Annotated in this window: 24 protein-coding genes; 19 read left to right on the forward strand and 5 right to left on the reverse strand. The window is 39.2% G+C overall.

What is annotated here, in order from left to right; translation table 11 throughout:
* Positions 1 to 15: 15 nt before the first annotated feature.
* From ABJN95_RS17660 to ABJN95_RS17680, 5 genes are all read right to left on the reverse strand, one after another.
* Positions 16 to 759, reverse strand: coding sequence for a hypothetical protein (locus ABJN95_RS17660; RefSeq protein ID WP_348372361.1), 744 nt, complete (start codon positions 757 to 759; stop codon positions 16 to 18).
* A 51-nt stretch (positions 760 to 810) separates the two neighbouring features.
* On the reverse strand, positions 811 to 4,191 hold the full coding sequence (locus ABJN95_RS17665) for an FG-GAP-like repeat-containing protein (RefSeq protein WP_348372363.1): 3,381 nt from the start codon (positions 4,189 to 4,191) through the stop codon (positions 811 to 813).
* Between the two features lie 93 nt (positions 4,192 to 4,284).
* The gene (locus tag ABJN95_RS17670) at positions 4,285 to 5,148 is read right to left on the reverse strand and encodes a hypothetical protein (RefSeq protein ID WP_348372366.1); all 864 of its coding nucleotides are present in this window, start codon (positions 5,146 to 5,148) and stop codon (positions 4,285 to 4,287) included.
* 17 nt (positions 5,149 to 5,165) lie between these two features.
* Positions 5,166 to 6,839 (reverse strand): SusD/RagB family nutrient-binding outer membrane lipoprotein, encoded by a 1,674-nt coding sequence (locus ABJN95_RS17675; protein WP_348372367.1) that lies wholly within the window; start codon positions 6,837 to 6,839, stop codon positions 5,166 to 5,168.
* A 28-nt stretch (positions 6,840 to 6,867) separates the two neighbouring features.
* The gene (locus ABJN95_RS17680; protein WP_348372369.1) at positions 6,868 to 10,131 is read right to left on the reverse strand and encodes a SusC/RagA family TonB-linked outer membrane protein; all 3,264 of its coding nucleotides are present in this window, start codon (positions 10,129 to 10,131) and stop codon (positions 6,868 to 6,870) included.
* A 452-nt stretch (positions 10,132 to 10,583) separates the two neighbouring features.
* Between ABJN95_RS17680 and rpsL the strand changes: the two genes are divergently transcribed.
* The 19 genes from rpsL (at position 10,584) to rpsH (ending at position 20,822) form a co-directional block, all read left to right on the forward strand.
* Complete coding sequence (rpsL, locus tag ABJN95_RS17685) at positions 10,584 to 10,958, forward strand: 30S ribosomal protein S12 (protein ID WP_031445118.1); 375 nt, start codon at positions 10,584 to 10,586, stop codon at positions 10,956 to 10,958.
* 24 nt (positions 10,959 to 10,982) lie between these two features.
* Positions 10,983 to 11,459 (forward strand): 30S ribosomal protein S7, encoded by a 477-nt coding sequence (gene rpsG / locus ABJN95_RS17690; protein ID WP_121062855.1) that lies wholly within the window; start codon positions 10,983 to 10,985, stop codon positions 11,457 to 11,459.
* Positions 11,460 to 11,465: 6 nt separating this feature from the next.
* Positions 11,466 to 13,598: an elongation factor G gene (gene fusA / locus ABJN95_RS17695; RefSeq protein WP_348372371.1), complete on the forward strand. Its 2,133-nt coding sequence runs from the start codon at positions 11,466 to 11,468 to the stop codon at positions 13,596 to 13,598.
* 10 nt (positions 13,599 to 13,608) lie between these two features.
* On the forward strand, positions 13,609 to 13,914 hold the full coding sequence (gene rpsJ, locus ABJN95_RS17700; protein ID WP_007094989.1) for a 30S ribosomal protein S10: 306 nt from the start codon (positions 13,609 to 13,611) through the stop codon (positions 13,912 to 13,914).
* A 193-nt stretch (positions 13,915 to 14,107) separates the two neighbouring features.
* Positions 14,108 to 14,725 (forward strand): 50S ribosomal protein L3, encoded by a 618-nt coding sequence (gene rplC / locus ABJN95_RS17705; RefSeq protein ID WP_348372373.1) that lies wholly within the window; start codon positions 14,108 to 14,110, stop codon positions 14,723 to 14,725.
* Entirely contained in the window at positions 14,725 to 15,354 is a 630-nt protein-coding gene (gene rplD, locus ABJN95_RS17710; protein ID WP_348372374.1) for a 50S ribosomal protein L4, read from the forward strand. The genes rplC and rplD overlap by 1 nt, the downstream gene beginning before the upstream one ends.
* Before the next feature lie 7 nt (positions 15,355 to 15,361).
* Complete coding sequence (gene rplW, locus ABJN95_RS17715) at positions 15,362 to 15,652, forward strand: 50S ribosomal protein L23 (protein WP_348372376.1); 291 nt, start codon at positions 15,362 to 15,364, stop codon at positions 15,650 to 15,652.
* Between the two features lie 9 nt (positions 15,653 to 15,661).
* Complete coding sequence (gene rplB, locus ABJN95_RS17720) at positions 15,662 to 16,486, forward strand: 50S ribosomal protein L2 (protein ID WP_348372378.1); 825 nt, start codon at positions 15,662 to 15,664, stop codon at positions 16,484 to 16,486.
* Between the two features lie 12 nt (positions 16,487 to 16,498).
* Positions 16,499 to 16,777 (forward strand): 30S ribosomal protein S19, encoded by a 279-nt coding sequence (gene rpsS / locus ABJN95_RS17725; protein WP_138656055.1) that lies wholly within the window; start codon positions 16,499 to 16,501, stop codon positions 16,775 to 16,777.
* 3 nt (positions 16,778 to 16,780) lie between these two features.
* Positions 16,781 to 17,188 carry a 50S ribosomal protein L22 gene (gene rplV / locus ABJN95_RS17730; RefSeq protein ID WP_348372380.1) on the forward strand — a complete coding sequence of 136 codons (408 nt, stop codon included), beginning with the start codon at positions 16,781 to 16,783 and terminating at the stop codon, positions 17,186 to 17,188.
* A gap of 1 nt (position 17,189) precedes the next feature.
* Positions 17,190 to 17,909, forward strand: coding sequence for a 30S ribosomal protein S3 (gene rpsC, locus ABJN95_RS17735; RefSeq protein WP_348372382.1), 720 nt, complete (start codon positions 17,190 to 17,192; stop codon positions 17,907 to 17,909).
* 19 nt (positions 17,910 to 17,928) lie between these two features.
* Positions 17,929 to 18,354, forward strand: a complete 426-nt coding sequence (gene rplP / locus ABJN95_RS17740; RefSeq protein WP_348372383.1) for a 50S ribosomal protein L16 — start codon at positions 17,929 to 17,931, stop codon at positions 18,352 to 18,354.
* A 12-nt stretch (positions 18,355 to 18,366) separates the two neighbouring features.
* Positions 18,367 to 18,558 (forward strand): 50S ribosomal protein L29, encoded by a 192-nt coding sequence (gene rpmC, locus ABJN95_RS17745; protein ID WP_348372385.1) that lies wholly within the window; start codon positions 18,367 to 18,369, stop codon positions 18,556 to 18,558.
* Positions 18,559 to 18,571: 13 nt separating this feature from the next.
* On the forward strand, positions 18,572 to 18,832 hold the full coding sequence (gene rpsQ, locus ABJN95_RS17750) for a 30S ribosomal protein S17 (RefSeq protein ID WP_348372387.1): 261 nt from the start codon (positions 18,572 to 18,574) through the stop codon (positions 18,830 to 18,832).
* 2 nt (positions 18,833 to 18,834) lie between these two features.
* The gene (gene rplN, locus ABJN95_RS17755; RefSeq protein WP_013993867.1) at positions 18,835 to 19,203 is read left to right on the forward strand and encodes a 50S ribosomal protein L14; all 369 of its coding nucleotides are present in this window, start codon (positions 18,835 to 18,837) and stop codon (positions 19,201 to 19,203) included.
* 13 nt (positions 19,204 to 19,216) lie between these two features.
* The gene (rplX, locus tag ABJN95_RS17760) at positions 19,217 to 19,531 is read left to right on the forward strand and encodes a 50S ribosomal protein L24 (RefSeq protein WP_348372389.1); all 315 of its coding nucleotides are present in this window, start codon (positions 19,217 to 19,219) and stop codon (positions 19,529 to 19,531) included.
* Positions 19,532 to 19,533: 2 nt separating this feature from the next.
* Positions 19,534 to 20,085, forward strand: coding sequence for a 50S ribosomal protein L5 (gene rplE, locus ABJN95_RS17765; RefSeq protein ID WP_348372391.1), 552 nt, complete (start codon positions 19,534 to 19,536; stop codon positions 20,083 to 20,085).
* A gap of 1 nt (position 20,086) precedes the next feature.
* Positions 20,087 to 20,356, forward strand: coding sequence for a 30S ribosomal protein S14 (rpsN, locus tag ABJN95_RS17770; protein WP_138656048.1), 270 nt, complete (start codon positions 20,087 to 20,089; stop codon positions 20,354 to 20,356).
* A gap of 67 nt (positions 20,357 to 20,423) precedes the next feature.
* Positions 20,424 to 20,822, forward strand: a complete 399-nt coding sequence (gene rpsH, locus ABJN95_RS17775; RefSeq protein ID WP_348372393.1) for a 30S ribosomal protein S8 — start codon at positions 20,424 to 20,426, stop codon at positions 20,820 to 20,822.
* Position 20,823 lies beyond the last annotated feature (1 nt).

The following is a 20,823-nucleotide window of genomic DNA, read 5'->3' on the forward strand; positions in this document are numbered from 1 at the left end:
TTATAAATACTTTAATCAATTCTCGTTTAAAAACTCAAAAGCCTTAACCATATCTGCTTCGTTCTTGATGTTTAAGTCATTCGCCTTTAGAAAAGCTTTGGTCTTCGCTTTAACATCATCATCAAGTAATTTCAAAAGTTTAGTGTTTTTGGCGACCACTTCATCGATTCTATTCACACCTTCTTTTTGATAGTAGTACTCCGTAAATTGAGTAAAGCGAGCAGGTACGGCCGCAACAAATGAATTTTGCGCTGGCGTACCTTCTGTAAATTTAACCAATGTACGTTTGTACAGGTCGTATTCCTTTCCATCTAACAGTTGCGTTAGATAGCCATTAGTCGTTCTCTTTTTGACCGTAATAAAAGTTTTGAAACTCATTTTCTTGCCATTCACACGAATATTCAACTCCTTATCTCTAGCCAAACTGCGTATTAACTCGCCTTCGACATTAGCTTTCATAATTTCAACTTCTTCATTAAGGGCATTATGCCTGTAAAACAGAGAACCGATTTTTTCGTCTTTGTAATACAGCGAGGTGGGAAGAAAACTATTGTTTACGTATGGAGAACCTGAAAATTCACTAGAATCATAATCCCCTTTTTTGGCTCTTGCACTACCTAAGGCCCCATCAATTGTGGCAATCGCTCCAGCAGTTGTAGTAGCACCTACTCCCATATTGGTAGCTATTTCACCAGCTAGTTGTGCATTCATTAGGCCAGCAGTTAAAACTGCAATCGTAAAAGTCAATATATTTTTCATATGGATAAATTAAAATGGGTTCAAATATACAAATTGCACTCTAAAAACGTATTAATTCTCGGTTAAGATATAGGTTTCAACGTTGTCATCATTTTTTCCTACTACAAGTATTTGTTGTTCTGATGTGGTCAGGATTTCAAAACTTTTGACATTTCCCTTCGGGTATAAACCACTTTTCGAGTTCTTTAACGGAATATATGCATCACTTCCATTCGACAGCAAAATAAGGCCAGATATTGCATCTAATCTAGGGGTTTCTACTTCTGTTTCATAGATATTGCCTCCAACGATACAATCTTCAAAACCATCTTTGTTAAAATCAGAAATAGAAATATCAAGAATTGGAAACAGTTGTGCTTCAATAGGTAAGGATTTTTGAACAAAACTGCCATCACCATTGTTGACAAGCATAACAGATTCAAATGTATTTACTTCTTTTGTATAAGAGGCTTTCAGTTTTTCACCGTAAATGTCTGCGAGGGTTGCACTTGCAAAAGAGGTATAGTTAGGAAATTTACTCTTTATAAAGGGCATTTGCTGCGATGAACATTCTCTCCCACGCACAGGAACGTACTCACCCTGATACTTTTTGCTTAGTACAATATCATGGGTGCCGTTTCCGTCAAAATCATCAGCATAAATCTTAAACGGTTTATTTGGGCTTGCCTGATATTTTAAATTAAGTCCGGCGTTTCCAACTATATAATCAGGAGCTCCATCATTATTGATATCGGTTTCTTTAATTGAAAACCACCAACCTTTAGATTTCGCCGTTTTTACTACATTTTCCTTTTTGACGAACTTACCCTTGTTATTTTCTAAAAAACCAATTGAGGTCCATTCTCCAACCACAATAAGATCTTCCCATCCATCACTATTAAAGTCTGTGGCAATAACACTATTGACAATGCCAAATTCTTTTAAAACCGGGGCAATTTTATCACTCACATTTATTAACTCATTCCCGATATTTTCATAAAGAATAGAGGAGCTATGTCTTGGATAATTCTTTGGAATTATTCGATTTCCCACTAGAAGGTCATTGTCGCCATCTTTATCAAAATCTATTGCGGTTACGGTTTTGCCGCTGGCTGCATTTTTCCCTAATACCGTGTTTTCCCATTTAGAGAATTTCGCTTTTCCATCATTTATGTAAAGACGATCGGTATAGTAAGATGAGCCAGTATCAAATGCATTTCCACCGCTGACCACGTACAAATCTAAATCATTGTCGTTATCAAAATCGAAAAATACCGCTTCCATATCCTCATAGCCTGAATCGGTATTGAGCGCTTCTGACTTTATGGGTTTAAAACCATTATTTCTTTGGAGGTATAACTGACCTGATTGACCAGAAGCCCCACCGATGAACATATCTTCTTTTCCATCACCATCAATATCACCTTTTGCAATGAAAGGCCCAAAATTTGATTGTTTGTACGGCAGTAATATCTCACGCTCAAAATCATCATACAGGTTTTCTTTATGACGAAAGTCAAGTCCAAGCGCTACTGGACTGATAGTTTTAAAAACAGAATTTGAGGGTTTTTTTGATATTTTACCTAGTTGAGCATCTTCTTCGTGAAACTCTAGCGTGGTATTTGCGTTTACGACAAATCGTTCTTCAATTTTTCCATTGGGCCACTCAACATGAACGGTATCAATTGTTGTTTCCTTGCCCAGCCCAAAATGAGCTGTGTTATCTTGCGCTGACATATAGCCTCGAACACGTTTGGTTTCGATAAACTGTGATTTGCCTTTGTATGATATTTTGACCTTTGCAAAGGTTTCAGAACTTTTACCGATGGTTTTGACTTTAAGAAAATTACCCAGTTTGTGTTCGATGGCGTTATTTTTATATAAAAATGCATTTTCATCGATGTTGTTAATTACCAAGTCTAGGTCACCGTCATTGTCAAGGTCTCCGGTTGCCGCACCGTTGCTGAAGGAAGGGGTGGCTAATCCCCATTCTTGGGCATAGCTTTCAAAATTCAGATCGCTTTTGTTCTGATACAATATATTTGGCAGTTTTTCCGAAGGCATTTGATCGTAGAGCTGTTGTTTTATTTTCAAGGGAACTTTATTGCCAAATTTCCTTCTCGCTTCAAAGACCTTTAACTGGAGGTCATTGTCGAGAGCATACCTCCTGTATCCGTTGGTAATGAAGATGTCCTTATCTTCATCATTGTCAAAGTCTGAAAGCAAAACCGACCAGCTCCAGTCTGTATTGGCCGTTTTAGTAAGTTGGGCAATATTATTGAAATTCGTATTTCCCATATTGAGTTGTAGGGAATTAAACATGTACTGATGCTGAAAATTTTCTTTATCAACCAAATAGGAAAAGCGATCTGTACTCATAGAGGCCATAAGCGTTTTGGCGCGAAAGTGATCGGTTGAAGCCATGTCTAGGGTGAAAATATCTTGTAATTTGTCGTTATTGATGTCTGCTATGTCAACACCCATTCCATAAAATGAAATTTGACTTATATTGGTCTTTATCTGATCTGTAAATGTTCCATTTTTATTATTTATAAATAGCGCATCGGGTAAGTAATAATCACTAGCAATATAAACATCAAGCCAGCTGTCATTGTTAATATCACTTACACTTAAGCCCAGACCAAAGATGGGTCGTAGTAAACCGGCATCTTTGGTAATATCTTTAAACTTACCGTTATCGTTTCTGTATAGGTGAGAACTGTTGAAATAGGCGGTTTGATCGTCTTTGCCTACCATTTTTTTTAGATTGATGGGGTCAACTCCATACAACTCATTTTCGTTCATTACAATGCAATCTAAATCACCATCTTTATCAAAGTCGAAGAAAGCAGATTGCGTGGAAATACCTTTATCTGCAATACCGTAGGTTTGTGCCATTTCGGTAAAGGTCAAATCGGTATTATTTATGTATAGTAAATTATCGCGGTTATTTCGGTTGTTGGGCCCTCCTTGTGAAACGTAAATATCTTTAAAACCATCGTTATTAATATCTAAAAAGGTAACACCGTTTGACCATTTTTTTCCTTGGTTAATTTTGGCCGTTTCCGAGATATCTTCAAAAACAAGATTTCCTTTGTTTAGGAACAATTTGTTGGGTACTTGATTGCCGCAAAAAAATATGTCTAGAAGGCCATCATTGTTAAAATCTTCAACACCAACGCCGGCTCCATTGTAGAAGTAATCAAAGTTGAATAAATTATCAAGGGTAGCAACATTCTCCTTTATGGCATTGTTAAATTTCAAATTACTTGAATCACTAGAAACGAGCTCAAATAAGGCTTTGCTCTGTTGCTCTGTTGATACGATAACCGCTTTCGTATTCTTTGTTTTTTCCTGAGGGTTACAGGAAAAATTTAGCACTATAAGCACTAAGAGAATTAAGACGCTACGATAGGTCTTTGACGAATGAATATGTAAGAAATTAGGTTTCAAGTTTAAATCAAAATTGTTAGAGAGGTCAAAAATAAAAAAAACTGACCGATGAAGTCATCGGTCAGTTTTAAAATTATACTAGTTGACGGTCGCTTAGCCGTTACAGATGTTTAATACAACTTCTCCAGTTGCTGGCCCAGGTCCATCTTCGATGGCTGTTTCTCCAGTTGGAGCTGTAATTACATAGCTATGCTCTCCTTCAAAGTTACCTGCGATATAGGTGAAAAAGAACTCCGTTGTTCCATCAGGAACATTTACTGTGAATGAAGCTTCACTTCCTGAGGTGAATGTATATTCAGTCACTGTACCGTCTATGGTTGCTGTTAGTTTAGCGCCATCCCATCCGTCACCAAAACTATCAGCTAATTCAAGCTGGTAATCACCAGGTACTGGTGCTGGTGGTATACATTTGATAGTTTGTTGATATTGAAACGGAGATGCAAAGAATGATCCTGTCAGCGTATTGGTGTTTGTATCATTAGAATACGTATTACCATCGGTTAAAGTCAGCTGCAATCTGAATAGGATATAATCACCACCGTCAAATTGACCTTCGACTACCCCCAAAGCAGCGAGTGCTTCCGCGAAAGTAGATGAGAAAGTTGCTCTTGGAAGACCAAAAGGACCTATTTCAAAATCACTTGCTTGGTAAGTTTGCACTAACACCTCTGAAACAGAGGTTTCACCGTTAGCATCAGTATTATCGACAAAGTTTACAAAAACATCAACTTTATCTAAAAGACCACCATCTTCTACATCTTGTTCCTCAAAAGTAACTGAGAAATTAGTCGAAGTATCAAATCGGTTGTACGTGCCTGAAGATTCTATGGTTCTTAAAACCGCTCCACGTTCTGTTGTTGCCAGAATATCATCTATGATTTTATCGCTATCCTCACATGAGGTGATAAAAACACTTGTTAAAGCAACAAGGGCAATAGTTTTAATATTTATTTTCATTGTCTTATCGTTTTATTTTAGTTAGATGCTGGGAATGCAGGTCCTGGAGGGTTTGTATCCCAGAATACTTGAGTATTCATGTCGGTACGCTGCGTTAAATTGGTATTCGTAATAACCTCGTTTTGAGGGTATAGGAATGTTCTTGGAAGTGGACCAGGGTTTTCCTCCCAGTTTGGCGATAAAGTGGTTGGGAAACCTGTTCTTCTATAGAAGTTATAAGATTCCGCACCTCCACCATATAATGCAACCCAATATTGCTCAGCAAAAATGTTCATTTTATCGTCACCAGTTGCTGCTGTATAGTCAGCAATGATTCCATCAACAAAAATAGTTACTGCAGCTTCTGTAGGCTCGAAGGAACCATCAGCACCACCATCTTTGTCAACAAAGCTCTGTACCTTGGCAATTGACTTTTCTATACCTGCTTGTAAGAAAGGTGTTGCATCTCCTCCTGTAGCAATGGCATTTTGTCCTTGCCAGAAATCTATATAGGAAGCTAAAACAATTGGTTCAATACCGGCACCTCCACCGCCAACGCCTAAGCCGACGTTTGCAAAGGTATCGTCATCGAATCGACCTCCGATAGGATATACACCTGACACCGTTCTTAAGAAGTTATCTGGTGGGCCACCTTCATTGTTACCATGAGATCTACCCCAATAGCCTTCTTCTAAATGACAATAGTCAAAACCTGCATAGTGCAAAGGTGGTACTGCAAGTGAACAAACTAAGGTTTGCTCATCAGGACCGTCAGAATCGTCTGCACCTGGAGTTTTAGGTTCTTGGCGATAAAAGTAATATCTAATTCGAGGATCACTTTCACGTTGCATTTGAGCCATCAACCAATTTGATCGATACTGTCTTGCTCCAGTTGGAGTGTATTGAACTTGATAATCTGGGTGACGAAAATCAGGTTGAAGTTCGTTAGTACCAAACTGCCATTCAAAATCATCATCACTATCAGTAATGTAGTTTCCGCCGGCTATAACATTGTTGAAACCTGCTGAATTACCAGTAGTTACATAAGCCTTTAAACGCAAACTGTTTACAAGCTTACCCCACTGATCGGTATCTCCTCCGTAAAAGAAATCATTAGCTCCTTGATCGGCAGGTTCAGCGGCGAACAGCGCCCCCGCTTCATCTAATAACGCTAAAGCACCAGCGTAAACCGTTGCACCATCATCAAGCATTGGTGCAGGAAATTCTGGGTTGTTAGCTTGACTTAAAGCAGCTTCTCCTAAGAAATCAACCATTAACAATAGCATATGTGCTTGCAATGTTTTACCTACCGCTACGTGAAAGGAATAGTCGGTTGTGGTAGTAGCATCAATTTCCTCTAAAGCGGAAACATTCGTGAATATACCAACATCGGTATTTGGGTCACCAATTAAGTTGGTTCCACTACTGTACAATCTATCCCAAGTACCGTTAAAGGTGTTTCCTGGGTAGTTATTAAAGTAGTTTCTACCAAACATATAGTCAATTCGTGTCAATTCGGCACCTCTATTGTTAAAAATTTGAATGTTTGAACCGTAAGCCAATTGAATTGAATTCAAAATTAGATTTGGATCACCTTGCGTAGGCGAGAGTTCATTCGGACTCACCTGTAGATTTAAATCCGTCGTTTCACATGAGTTCAGAAAGGAACCCGTGAATGCGACTAGCATTAAATATTTTACAATTTTTTTCATAATCTTTTGTAGTATTAAAATCTTTAAATTAGAATGATGCTCTTAAACTGATACCGTAACGTCTTGCACTAGGTCCGTTTAAGTAATCAAAACCAGCACTGTTACCTACACCCGCACCTTGTACGTTAGGATCAAAATTCGCCCCATCAGGTGTATTGTAAGCATCATACCACAGGTTAAAGCCTTGTGCCGTAATGGTCAAAGAACCAAATGGAGTTTTGTCTAAGTACTTAGATGGGAATGAATACCCTAGTGAAAGTTCTTGCAGACGTAAAACTGAAGCATCATAAATTTTCAATTCAGCAGGGCCGAAAAGAATGTTGTTGAAGAAATATGTAGAGTTGTTAATCTGTCTGGTATTTGTATTTCCAGTACTTTGACTAACACCAGGTAAGATATATGTATTCTCTCTATCAACCGTTTCTTCGATTATACCTCTACCTAATAGGGTTGCTACCGTATTAGACATGATATCACCTCCTTTGATGTGACTTAACTGGAAACCTAAATTCCAATTCTTGTAAGACATTGAGTTGATAATGTTCATTACATAATCGGGGTTTGGATTACCAATAATTGGAATATTTCCGTCAAGATCTTGCTCTGCAATTACGTAGTCACCACCATCATCAACTAAGTAGTTACCCGCAGCATCACGTCCAATCGCTGTTCCTACAATCACACCAAGTTGTTGACCTTTTATCGCGGCGTTACCTGCACGTGAGAGAAGGCTACTACCTGCATAAATGATTATGTCTTGTTCTTGTTCTGTAACGATGAATTTGTTTGTAGTGAAATTCAATCGGGTATTCCAATTGAAACCATCACTTTCTTGACTTCGAGCCCAATCAACTCCTAAATCAACCTCAACTCCATCTCCTTCAATCTTACCTACGTTACTTTGCGTAAAGGTAAAACCGGTTGAAGGTGATAAAGGCTCTCTAACGATCAAATCTTTAGTTGTACGATCGAAATATGTGAAATCTAAACTTACTCTATTGTTAAGGAATTTAGATTCAAAACCAAATTCGATTTCAGAAAGTAATTCTGGTTTTAAACCAGGATTTGCTCTAAAACCAGCGATTTGGTTTGTAGTAATTTGTCCGGCATCTCCTGCAACTTGAGTATTTTGCTCAACAAAACCTAAAGTAGGATACCCCGTTGGGAATGTTGCCGATTGTCCAATACCAGCACGTAACTTCAAGAAGTTCAGCCCTTTTTCAGACTTGATGCCTGGGAAAGCCGCCGTTGGCAAGAAAGATAAACTTGCACTGGGGTAAGTTTGACTGTTGTTTTCTGAAATCAAGTTAGATACCCAATCCGTTCTGGTTGACAACGTAAGGAAAAGCATGTTGTCATAATCAAATGTTGCTTGACCCAAGACCCCAGCGATATTTCGCTTTTGGTTGAATTGAATTGGAGTTTGGTTAGAGTAATTGAAGTGTCTTTTAACTCCGTATACAATCTGCCCTGTACTTCTAACCCCTTGTTGATCGAATTCAGTTGAACGGGTTGTAGCACCAACGTTAAAGGTCATTCCCAGTTTTTCCGAAAGGTCATAGTTACCATTTAAGGCAAGATAGTGATCCCAAATAGTATTGTTGTTGTCAAACGTATTCAAGAATCCAAAGATAGCATCGTTGAATCGAACCCCACCTTTATTTGACGCTTGCGTATTTCGCTCGTTGTAGAAGTCCATACCACCACGATACGTTACGTTCAAGTTGTCACTAATATCATAGGTTAACGAAGCATTCCAAAAGAAACGATTGGTCAACTGGTTGTTGCTGATATTCTTCTCAATCCATCGTGGGTTGATAATATCATTACCATTTCTATAGTATACACTCGAGTTGTCAATAGGATTTTCAAATGGTAAGCCAAGTAAATCAATACTACGTGGTGTAAAGAAGATGTTGGCGAATAACGAAAGCCCCTCTGTACCATTACCTCTACTCGCTGCAATCGGAGGAGAAGTGTAATCTGATCTAGAGTAGTTCATAGTTGCAGCAACCGTAAACTTATTGGAAAGTTTTGATCTACCACCTACAGACAAGGTAGTTCTACTTAAATTATTACCAGGAACAAAACTGTCATCATCAAGATAACCAAAGTTTACGTTATAACTTGTGTTACCATCAGCCGTCGCTCCGTTTATGTTAATAGAAGTACTTGATGTACCGCCATCTGATAAGTAAGCGTCAAGAGAATCGTAAGGTCTCCAATCGTATCTAGCACCTTGTAATTCAGGAAATGCTGCCCTAGTGGCACCAACACTTGTAGTAGAATAGGGGTGCTCTAGTGTTCCGTTCTCATCAATTAGAGGTTGTCTTCCCCAACCGGCTACTCCACCTTCGTCAAAACTTGGACCCCAGTTACTAAAGAACCAACCAAAGTTTTGATCAAAACCGTTACCGTACTGATTCTGTAAATCGGGAGATGAAGCAAATTGATTCACAAAATAGGACTGATTGATTGTAATTTCAGTCTTTTTTGGTCCAGTAGCTCCTGCAGCTCCTGCTTTGGTAGTTATTAAGATAACTCCGTTCTTTCCTTGAGAACCATAAAGGGTTGCTGCTGCAAGACCTTTAAGTACTTCAACTTTGGCAATGTTGTTTGGATCTAAATCTAAAAACCTTGATGAACCTGTATTACCAGTTCTAAAAGCAGGATTATCAACATCGTTGGCGTCAGTACCATTTGTGCTACCAGCATTGGTGTCACTACTAAATGGAACCCCATCAACAATGAATAAGGCTTGGTTACTGCCACTAAAGGAACTTAAACCTCTAATAACAACGTTTGTTGCAGAACCGGCCATACCACCAGCGGAGGTGATTTGAACCCCAGAGGCTTTACCAGAAAGAACACGCGCAACATCACCTTCTGCTCTCTGTTGCAAGTCTTCCTCACCAACAGAGGAAACAGCAAAACCAAGTGCTTTTTTCTCTCTCTTAATACCTTGTGCAGTTACAACAACCTCTTCCAAGGCTTGTGCATCTTCCTCCATTTGTACATTCATGGTATTCCCTGCACCGATAACTTGTCTCACATCTTTCTGACCAATGTAGGAGAAAAGAAGTGTTTGACCTTCACTACCATTAATGGCGTAGTTTCCGTCAAAATCAGTTTGGGTACCAGTAGTTGTACCTTCTACAACGATATTAACACCAGGTAACGGGAGACCATCTTGATCGGTAACCGTACCGGTAATCGTCTTGTCTTGTGCAAAAGATAAATGCACAACAAACGCCAATAATAGCGTTAAGATTCCATTTAATTTTGTTCTCATTTTTTAATTATTTGAATTAGCTAAGCGCAAAAATCATAATTTCATGTTAATAATCCAAACTAATATTAATAAAACTTTAAGAAAGCAATTCTTTTTTGATGGTTACATATAAAACATTTTCATAATATATCAATGTATTATGTAACAGGCTGCGTTTTTGATGATTTGATAATAAAGCTGATTTTAACACACTTCAAAAATTGAGCTTAGGTCGGCGCAAGATTGCCGAGTAAAATGAGGTAGATTTTTAGACACCATTTAAGCTTTTAATCCACAATTGACTTCTACTGATTTTAAGTTTTTTTGAATGCCTAGCACAGCGCTGAGCTTAGGGGGAGTTTGGATTTAAAAAAAATAAAAGAAATTTAATGGCTAAGGATTTGAAATATTATGAAATAGTATTACATTTGCCAGCCCTTAAACAGGGGTAAAGTTTTATACATATATAAGGTATGCCAACAATTTCACAATTAGTACGAAAAGGAAGAGTCACAATTACTAAGAAGAGTAAATCGGCTGCTTTGGATTCGTGTCCTCAAAGAAGAGGGGTTTGTACGCGTGTTTATACCACTACGCCTAAGAAGCCAAACTCTGCTATGCGTAAAGTAGCAAGGGTAAGGTTGACGAATGGCAAAGAGGTGAATGCTTACATCCCAGGTGAGGGTCACAATTTACAAGAGCACTCGATAGTATTAGTAAGAGGCGGAAGGGTAAAAGATTTGCCGGGAGTTAGATATCATATCGTTAGAGGTGCTTTAGATACTGCAGGTGTTGCAGGAAGAACCCAGCGAAGATCTAAATACGGAGCAAAACGCCCTAAGAAGTAATCATAACTTTGTAAAGAAGCAGTAATGAGAAAAAAGCAGGCAAAGAAAAGGCCATTATTACCAGACCCGAGATTTAACGATCAGCTAGTTACACGTTTTGTGAACATGATGATGTGGGATGGTAAAAAATCGGTAGCCTTCAGTGTATTCTACGATGCCATTGATATTGTAGAGGAAAAGAAAACAGACGAGGAGAAAACAGCTCTTGAGCTTTGGAAGGATGCATTATCTAATGTAATGCCCCACGTTGAAGTAAGAAGTAGACGTGTAGGTGGAGCGACCTTTCAGATTCCAATGCAGATAAGACCAGACCGAAAAATTTCAACAGCTATGAAGTGGTTGATCAGTTATGCAAGAAAGCGTAACGAAAAAGGAATGGCGCAAAAATTAGCAGCTGAGGTTCTAGCGGCTTCTAAAGAAGAAGGTGCTGCTGTTAAGAAAAGAGTCGATACTCACAAAATGGCTGAGGCCAACAAAGCATTCTCTCACTTCAGATTTTAATCAAAAATGGCAAGAGATTTAAAATTTACAAGAAATATTGGTATTGCAGCGCATATTGATGCTGGAAAAACCACTACGACTGAACGTATATTGTTCTACACAGGGGTTAGTCACAAGATTGGTGAAGTGCATGATGGTGCAGCAACAATGGACTGGATGGAGCAGGAGCAAGAGCGTGGTATTACAATTACCTCCGCTGCAACTACTTGTGAGTGGCAGTTTCCAACAGAAAATGGAAAACCTACAGCAGATGCAAAGGGCTACCACTTTAATATTATAGATACCCCAGGTCACGTAGATTTTACCGTTGAGGTAAATAGGTCGTTACGTGTACTTGATGGCTTGGTATTCCTTTTTAGTGCAGTTGATGGCGTTGAGCCACAATCTGAAACAAATTGGAGACTTGCTGATAACTATAAGGTGCCGCGCATCGGTTTTGTAAACAAAATGGACCGTCAGGGTTCTAACTTCTTGATGGTTTGTAAGCAGGTCAAAGAGATGTTAGGTTCAAATGCAGTACCTATTGTATTGCCAATTGGTGAGGAAGCTGATTTCAAGGGAATCGTTGATCTGGCAAAAAACAGAGCTATCGTATGGCATGATGATAATTTCGGTTCTACATTTGACGTAGTAGATATTCCTGAGGAAATGAAGGCTGAGGTTAAGGAATATAGAGCAGCTTTGATCGAGGCGGTAGCAGAGTATGATGAGGAGTTAATGGAGAAATTCTTCGAAGATGAAGAATCTATTACAGAAGAAGAAGTACATGCTGCTTTAAGAGCTGCGGTTATGGACAGAGCTATAATTCCAATGATTTGTGGTTCTTCGTTTAAGAATAAAGGAGTTCAGTTTTTGTTAGATGCGGTATGTAGATATTTGCCTTCTCCAATTGATAAAGATGCAATTGTAGGTACCGATCCTAATACTGGCGATGAAATAAGCAGAAAGCCAGATGTTAAGGAGCCTTTTTCTGCATTGGCATTCAAAATTGCCACTGATCCATTTGTTGGTCGTTTGGCATTCTTTAGAACATATTCTGGTCGTCTAGATGCTGGTTCTTACATCTTGAACAACCGTTCAGGCAAGAAAGAACGTATTTCACGTATCTATCAGATGCATTCCAATAAGCAAAATGCAATTGATTTCATCGAAGCTGGAGATATTGGGGCTGCCGTAGGATTTAAGGATATTAAGACAGGTGATACCATGTCATCTGAAAAGCATCCTATTATTTTGGAAAGTATGGACTTTCCTGATCCGGTAATTGGTATCGCTGTTGAACCTAAAACTAAGGTTGATGTGGATAAATTGGGAATGGCTTTGGCTAAATTGGCTGAAGAAGACCCTACTTTTCAGGTAAAAACAGACGAAGCATCAGGTCAGACCATTATTTCTGGTATGGGTGAGCTTCACTTAGATATTATTGTTGACCGTTTAAGACGTGAATTCAAAGTTGAGGTGAACCAAGGTGAGCCGCAAGTTGAATATAAAGAGGCGCTTACAAAGATGGCTGCTCATAGAGAGACGTATAAGAAGCAATCTGGTGGTCGTGGAAAATTTGGTGATATTGTCTTTGAAATGGGGCCTGCTGATGAGGATTTCGAAGGAACTGGATTGCAGTTTGTAGATGAAATCAAAGGGGGTAGAATTCCAAAAGAATTTATTCCTTCTGTAGAGAAAGGATTTAAGACTGCCATGCAAAATGGACCATTAGCTGGTTACGAAATGGATACAATGAAAGTTGTATTGAAAGACGGATCGTTCCACCCAGTGGATTCAGATGCTCTTTCTTTCGAATTGGCTGCCAAAATGGGTTACAAAGCTGCTGGAAAAGCTGCTGGTGCCGTAATAATGGAACCAATTATGAAGCTTGAAGTGCTTACTCCTGAGGAGAATATGGGTGACATTGTCGGTGATTTGAATAGAAGACGTGGAACCATAAGTGATATGAGCGATAGGGCAGGTGCCAAAGTTGTAAAAGGTACGGTGCCACTTTCGGAAATGTTCGGATATGTTACTTCATTGAGAACATTGTCGTCAGGTAGAGCAACTTCGACCATGGAGTTTTCACATTATGCCGAAACTCCATCTGGTATTTCTGAAGAAGTAATCAAGGCCGCTAAAGGTGTAACCGCTTAATTTTTAGAAGATGAGTCAAAAAATTAGAATAAAACTAAAATCTTACGATCACAATCTAGTGGACAAGTCTGCTGAGAAAATCGTAAAGACGGTAAAGACAACCGGAGCGGTAGTAACTGGCCCTATTCCTTTGCCAACACATAAAAAAATATTTACGGTTTTGCGTTCACCTCACGTGAATAAGAAATCTAGAGAGCAGTTTCAATTGAGTTCTTATAAAAGACTCTTGGATATTTATAGCTCTTCATCGAAAACCATTGACGCACTTATGAAGCTTGAGCTTCCAAGTGGGGTTGAGGTTGAGATAAAAGTATAAGTGCAAAACCTATTCGAATAGGATAGGTGACATGTCCTGAGCCGCGAGCAAGGGAAAAACGGAAGAAAACAAAATTCAGGGTTGAATTAGTTTTTGACCCTGTTTTTTTGTGTCTAGTTTAAGAGTAATACGAATTAAATATAAACGGAAGGAAGATTTAGTATTAAATCGGAAATCCAAAATCTAAAATCAAATGTCTGGGTTAATAGGAAAAAAAGTAGGTATGACCAGTATTTTTGACGAGAATGGAAAGAATATTCCATGTACCGTTATTGAAGCTGGGCCATGCGTAGTTACCCAAGTCAGAACCGAAGAGGTTGACGGGTATAGTGCCCTTCAGCTTGGTTTCGATGACAAGGCAGAGAAACGTGCTAATAAGGCTCAATCGGGTCACTTTAAGAAGGCAGGTACATCTCCCAAGAAAAAAGTCGTAGAATTCCAAGATTTTGAAGGTGAGTTTAAATTAGGTGATACCCTTGGGGTTGATCTTTTTGAAGAAGGTGAGTTTGTTGACGTAGTTGGTACGTCTAAAGGCAAAGGTTTTCAGGGGGTTGTTAAAAGACACGGGTTCGCTGGTGTCGGTCAGGCGACTCACGGTCAACACAACAGACTTAGAGCTCCTGGTTCTATTGGTGCCGCTTCGTATCCTGCGAGAGTTTTCAAGGGAATGAAAATGGCCGGTAGAATGGGTGGTGGTCAAGTGACTGTTCAAAACCTTAGAGTTTTAAAAATAGTTCCAGAGAAAAACCTTTTGGTGGTAAAAGGATGTGTACCTGGTCATAAGAATGCTTACGTAACTATTCAGAAGTAATGAAAGTAGCAGTTTTAGATATCAAAGGAAAAGAAACAGGTAGAAAGGCAGACCTTTCTGATGCTGTTTTCGGAATAGAGCCCAACAATCATGCGGTTTACTTAGATGTGAAACAATATCTGGCACATCAACGACAAGGAACGCATAAGTCTAAAGAAAGAGGTGAGATTGCGGGTAGTACTAGAAAGATAAAGAAACAAAAAGGTACAGGTACGGCGCGTGCTGGTAGTATCAAATCGCCAATCTTTAGAGGTGGTGGACGAATTTTTGGCCCAAGACCTAAAGACTATACACAAAAATTAAACAAAAACTTGAAGCGTTTGGCACGTAAATCAGCCTTAAGTATCAAGTCAAATGAGAAGGCGATTTTGGTGGTTGAAGACTTCAATTTTGAGTCGCCAAAAACAAAAGATTTTGTACAAGTTTTAAAGTCTTTGGGGCTAGAAGACAAAAAGTCTTTGTTTGTGTTGGGCGATTCAAATAATGGTGTATATTTGTCTTCGCGTAATTTGAAGCGCTCTGAAGTTGTAACTAGCTCAGAATTAAGTACTTACAAAATATTAAACGCAAACAATATTGTACTGTTGGAAGGTTCATTAGAAGGAATCGTATCGAACTTAAATAAATAAGAAAACCATGAGTGTGTTGATAAAACCAATTATAACGGAAAAGATGACTGCTGATAGCGAGTTGCACAACCGTTATGGTTTCATTGTTGACCCAAAGGCCAACAAGATTCAGATCAAGGAAGCTGTAGAATCGGCTTATGGAGTTTCTGTTAAGAAAGTTCGTACCATGAATTATGGTCCAACAAGAAAATCGCGGTATACCAAAACTGGTATTCAGCACGGCAAGACCAACGCTATTAAGAAAGCGATAGTTGATGTTGCCGAAGGAGATATTATTGATTTTTACAGTAATCTATAAAGACAAACAATGTCAGTTAGAAAATTAAAACCAGTAACTCCTGGACAGCGTTTTAGAGTCGTAAATGGGTTTGACGCCATTACGACTGATAAGCCGGAGAAGAGCTTGCTCGCTCCGTTAAAAAAGTCCGGAGGTAGAAACAGTCAAGGAAAGATGACCATGCGCCAGAAAGGTGGAGGTCACAAAAGGAGATATCGTGTAATCGATTTTAAAAGAGATAAGCAAGATGTTGCTGCAACGGTAAAATCAATTCAATACGACCCTAACAGAACGGCTTTTATCGCATTGTTGGAGTATACTGATGGTGAGAAAAGATATATTATCGCTCAAAATGGATTACAAGTAGATCAATCGGTAACGTCTGGTAAGAATGCAACACCAGAGATTGGTAATGCACTTCCTTTAAGCGATATTCCTTTGGGAACCATCATTTCTTGTATTGAGTTGCGTCCGGGTCAAGGAGCTGTAATGGCAAGAAGTGCAGGTACTTTTGCTCAGTTAATGGCAAAAGAAGGGAAGTTTGCAACCGTCAAGATGCCTTCTGGAGAAACAAGATTGATTCTTTCAGCTTGTTTGGCAACCATTGGTGCTGTTTCTAACTCAGATCATCAATTATTGGTATCTGGTAAGGCGGGTAGGAGTAGATGGTTGGGAAGAAGACCTAGAACTAGACCAGTAGCGATGAACCCTGTCGATCACCCAATGGGTGGTGGTGAAGGTAGAGCCTCGGGTGGTCACCCAAGATCTAGAAATGGTATTCCGGCCAAGGGTTTTAGAACTCGTCAGAAAACCAAGAGCACAAATAAGTATATTTTAGAACGTAGAAAGAAATAAAAAGAAGAAAAAATGGCACGTTCACTAAAAAAAGGACCTTACGTTCACTATAGCTTGGAGAAGAAAATCCAGCAAAATGCATCTTCTGGAAAGAAGAGCGTTATAAAAACATGGTCAAGAGCTTCTATGATAACGCCTGATTTTGTAGGCCTTACGATAGCTGTACACAACGGGAGACAATTTGTTCCTGTATTCGTTACGGAGAATATGGTAGGACACAAATTAGGGGAGTTTTCTCCGACACGATCTTTTAGGGGTCATGCGGGAGCAAAGAATAAAGGTAAAAAGTAAGCTATGGGAGTTCGAAAAAAACAGATGGCCGAAAGAATTAAGGCTGAAAAGAAACAATTAGCGTTCGCAAAGTTGAACAACTGCCCTACTTCTCCTAGAAAAATGCGCATTGTTGCGGATTTGGTAAGAGGTGTTGAAGTAGAAAAGGCTTTGGCGATTTTAAGATTTAATCCGAAGGAGGCTTCTCGTAAGTTAGAAAAGCTTTTGCTTTCTGCCTTGGCGAATTGGCAAGCTAAGAACGAGGATGCTAGTCTTGAAGATGCAGATCTCATTGTAAAAGAGATTCGTGTTGATAGCGCAGCCATGTTGAAAAGATTGCGTCCGGCTCCGCAGGGTAGAGCGCACAGAATTAGAAAACGTTCCAACCATGTAACATTGGTTTTGGGGTCTAACAATAATATAGCAAGCTAGAATGGGACAGAAAACAAATCCGATAGGAAATCGTCTAGGAATTATCAGAGGATGGGAATCTAACTGGTACGGTGGAAACGATTATGGTGACAAACTAGCTGAGGATAGTAAAATCCGCAAGTACGTTCATGCACGTTTGGCAAAGGCGAGCGTATCAAGAGTTATTATCGAACGTACATTGAAACTGATAACAGTAACTATTACTACAGCCAGACCGGGTATCATTATTGGTAAAGGAGGTCAAGAAGTAGATAAGCTTAAAGAGGAGCTTAAGAAGATTACTGGAAAAGAGGTTCAGATCAATATCTATGAGATCAAAAGGCCTGAATTAGATGCCAATTTGGTAGCGGCGAGTGTAGCGCGTCAAATTGAAAGTAGAATCTCCTTCAGACGTGCAATCAAAATGGCTATTGCCGCCGCCATGCGTATGAATGCAGAGGGTATTAAAATTCAAATTTCTGGTCGTTTGAACGGCGCTGAAATGGCACGTTCAGAATCTTATAAAGACGGTAGAATTCCATTATCTACTTTCCGAGCAGACATTGATTATGCATTGCATGAGGCTCAAACTACCTATGGGAAGTTGGGAATCAAAGTTTGGATAATGAAAGGTGAGGTATACGGAAAGAGAGAGCTTTCTCCATTAGTTGGTATGACCAAAGGTCAAGGCGATAAAGGTGGAAAAGGTGATGGTCAGAGAAAACAACGCCGTAGAAAGTAATTTTTTAAAGAAGTAAAAAATGTTACAACCGAAAAGACAAAAGTTTCGTAAGATGCAAAAAGGCCGGATGAAAGGTATTTCCGGTAGAGGACACCTGCTTTCTAATGGTATGTTTGGTCTTAAATCTTTGGAAACTCGTTTTATAACAGCACGTCAAATAGAGGCCGCTCGTATCGCTGCCACTAGATACATGAAAAGGGAAGGACAATTGTGGATTAAAATATTTCCAGACAAGCCTATAACCAAAAAGCCATTGGAAGTACGTATGGGTAAAGGTAAGGGTGCTCCTGAATATTTTGTAGCTCGTGTTTTGCCAGGAAGAATTATGTTTGAAGTTGCCGGAGTACCTATGGACATTGCGAAGGAAGCATTGCGATTAGCGGCCCAAAAGTTACCGGTTAAGACAAAATTTATTGTTGCCAGAGATTATACCGCTGTTGACTAATTGAAGGAAATCATGAAAAAAAAGGAAATAAAAGAATTATCTGTTGAAGAGCTAAAATTGAAGTATGCTGAGTTTAAAAAGGAGCATGCTGATTTAAAAATGGCCCACTTTGTAACTCCTTTGGAGAATCCTCTTCAAATTAGAAAGGTGAGAAGAACAGTAGCGCGATTGGCAACGGAATTAACTAATAGGGAAAACCAATAACTGGTTCTGCTTTATGGAAGAAAAAAGAAACTTAAGAAAAGAGAGAATAGGGGTTGTTACCAGCAACAAAATGGAGAAATCTATTGTGGTTGCAGAGGTAAAAAGAGTAAAGCACCCTATGTACGGTAAGTTCGTTTTAAAAACGAAAAAGTACGTTGCACACGACGAACAGAACGATTGCAAGGAAGGCGATACCGTAAAAATTATGGAAACCCGTCCTTTGAGCAAAACCAAATGTTGGAGGTTAGTAGAAATCTTAGAAAGAGCTAAATAATTATGTTACAGCAAGAATCAAGATTAAAAGTAGCGGACAATACAGGCGCAAAGGAAGTTTTAACCATTCGTGTTTTGGGTGGAACAAAAAGAAGATATGCTTCCATTGGTGACAAAATTGTTGTTACGGTCAAAGAAGCAACTCCTAACGGAGGTATCAAAAAGGGAGCTGTATCTACCGCGGTTGTAGTGCGAACCAAAAAAGAAGTAAGAAGACCTGATGGTTCTTACATCCGATTTGATGACAATGCATGTGTTTTGCTAAATCCAACGGGTGAAATGAGAGGAACACGTGTTTTCGGACCGGTTGCTAGAGAGCTTCGTGATAAGCAATTCATGAAAATTGTTTCATTGGCCCCGGAGGTACTATAATTTATAGCAAAGAATGAAAAAGTTAAAAATAAAAACAGGAGATCAGGTGCGTGTTATCGCTGGAGACCACAAGGGTTCCGAGGGTAAAGTAATGCGTGTCGATATAGCGAAGAATAAAGCTATTGTTGAGGGTGTGAACATGGTTTCGAAACACGAGAAGCCAAGTGCAAAAAATCCTCAAGGTGGTATTGTTCAAAAGGAAGCTTTGTTACATGTTTCCAATTTGTCGTTGATTGATGCTAAATCTGGTGATACTACCAGAATTGGTTATGAAGTGAGAGATGGAAAAAAGGTTAGAGTTTCTAAAAAATCCAATGAAGTAATTTAGTTATGGCTTACGTTGCAAGATTAAAGAAAGAATATGGTGAACGCATTGTTGGTGCGTTGACTGAGGAATTTGGTTACAAGAATGTAATGCAAGTACCTAAGCTACAGAAGATAGTTGTAAGCCGAGGTGTTGGTGCTGCAGTTGCTGATAAGAAGCTGATTGACCATGCTGTTGATGAGATGACAATGATAACTGGGCAGAAAGCAGTTGCGACAATATCTAAAAAGGATGTTGCTACCTTTAAATTACGTAAGGGGATGCCGATTGGTGCCAAAGTTACACTTCGCGGTGAGCGTATGTATGAGTTCTTAGATCGCTTGGTAACAAGTGCCCTTCCACGAGTTCGTGATTTTCAAGGCATCAAAGCTACTGGTTTTGATGGCAGAGGAAATTATAGCTTGGGCGTTACGGAACAAATCATTTTTCCTGAAATAAATATTGACAAGATCAATAGAATTAACGGAATGGATATCACTTTCGTAACTACGGCTCAAACCGATAAGGAAGCGAAGTCATTATTAACAGAACTAGGATTACCTTTTAAAAAGAAATAGTATGGCTAAAGAATCAATGAAAGCCCGTGAAAGAAAAAGGGCGGCGACCGTAGCTAAATACGCTGAAAAGAGAAAGGCTTTGAAAGAAGCTGGAGACTATGAAGGCCTGCAGAAATTGCCAAAGAATGCTTCACCGGTTCGTATGCACAACAGATGTAAGATTACCGGAAGACCTAAAGGTTACATGAGAACTTTTGGTATCTCAAGGGTTACTTTCAGAGAGATGGCGAATCAAGGATTGATTCCAGGTGTTAAAAAGGCCAGCTGGTAGGATAAAATTGAATAACTGGTTTCAGGTCTGGCAACAATGCTAGAAACCGTTACCGAAATAGATAAGAATGGTTACAGATACTATAGCAGATTACTTAACAAGACTCAGAAACGCAAATAGCGCAGGTCATAGAGTTGTTGAGATTCCTTCATCAAAAGTGAAGAAAGAAATAACTAAAATATTGTTCGATCAGGGCTATATTTTAAGTTACAAGTTCGAAGAAGATAAAGTTCAGGGTAGCATCAAAATTGCCTTGAAATATGACAAGTTCACGAAGGATCCTGTTATCAAGAAGTTGCAGAGAGTGAGTAAGCCTGGTTTACGTAAATATACCGGAGCTGATAGTCTGCCAAGAGTTTTGAACGGATTAGGCATTGCGATCGTTTCTACATCTCACGGTGTAATGACAAGTAAGCAAGCCAAAAATGAAAATGTAGGTGGCGAGGTTCTTTGCTACGTATATTAAT

The organism is Maribacter sp., from assembly GCF_039974175.1.
Classification (GTDB): Bacteria; Bacteroidota; Bacteroidia; order Flavobacteriales; family Flavobacteriaceae; genus Maribacter_C.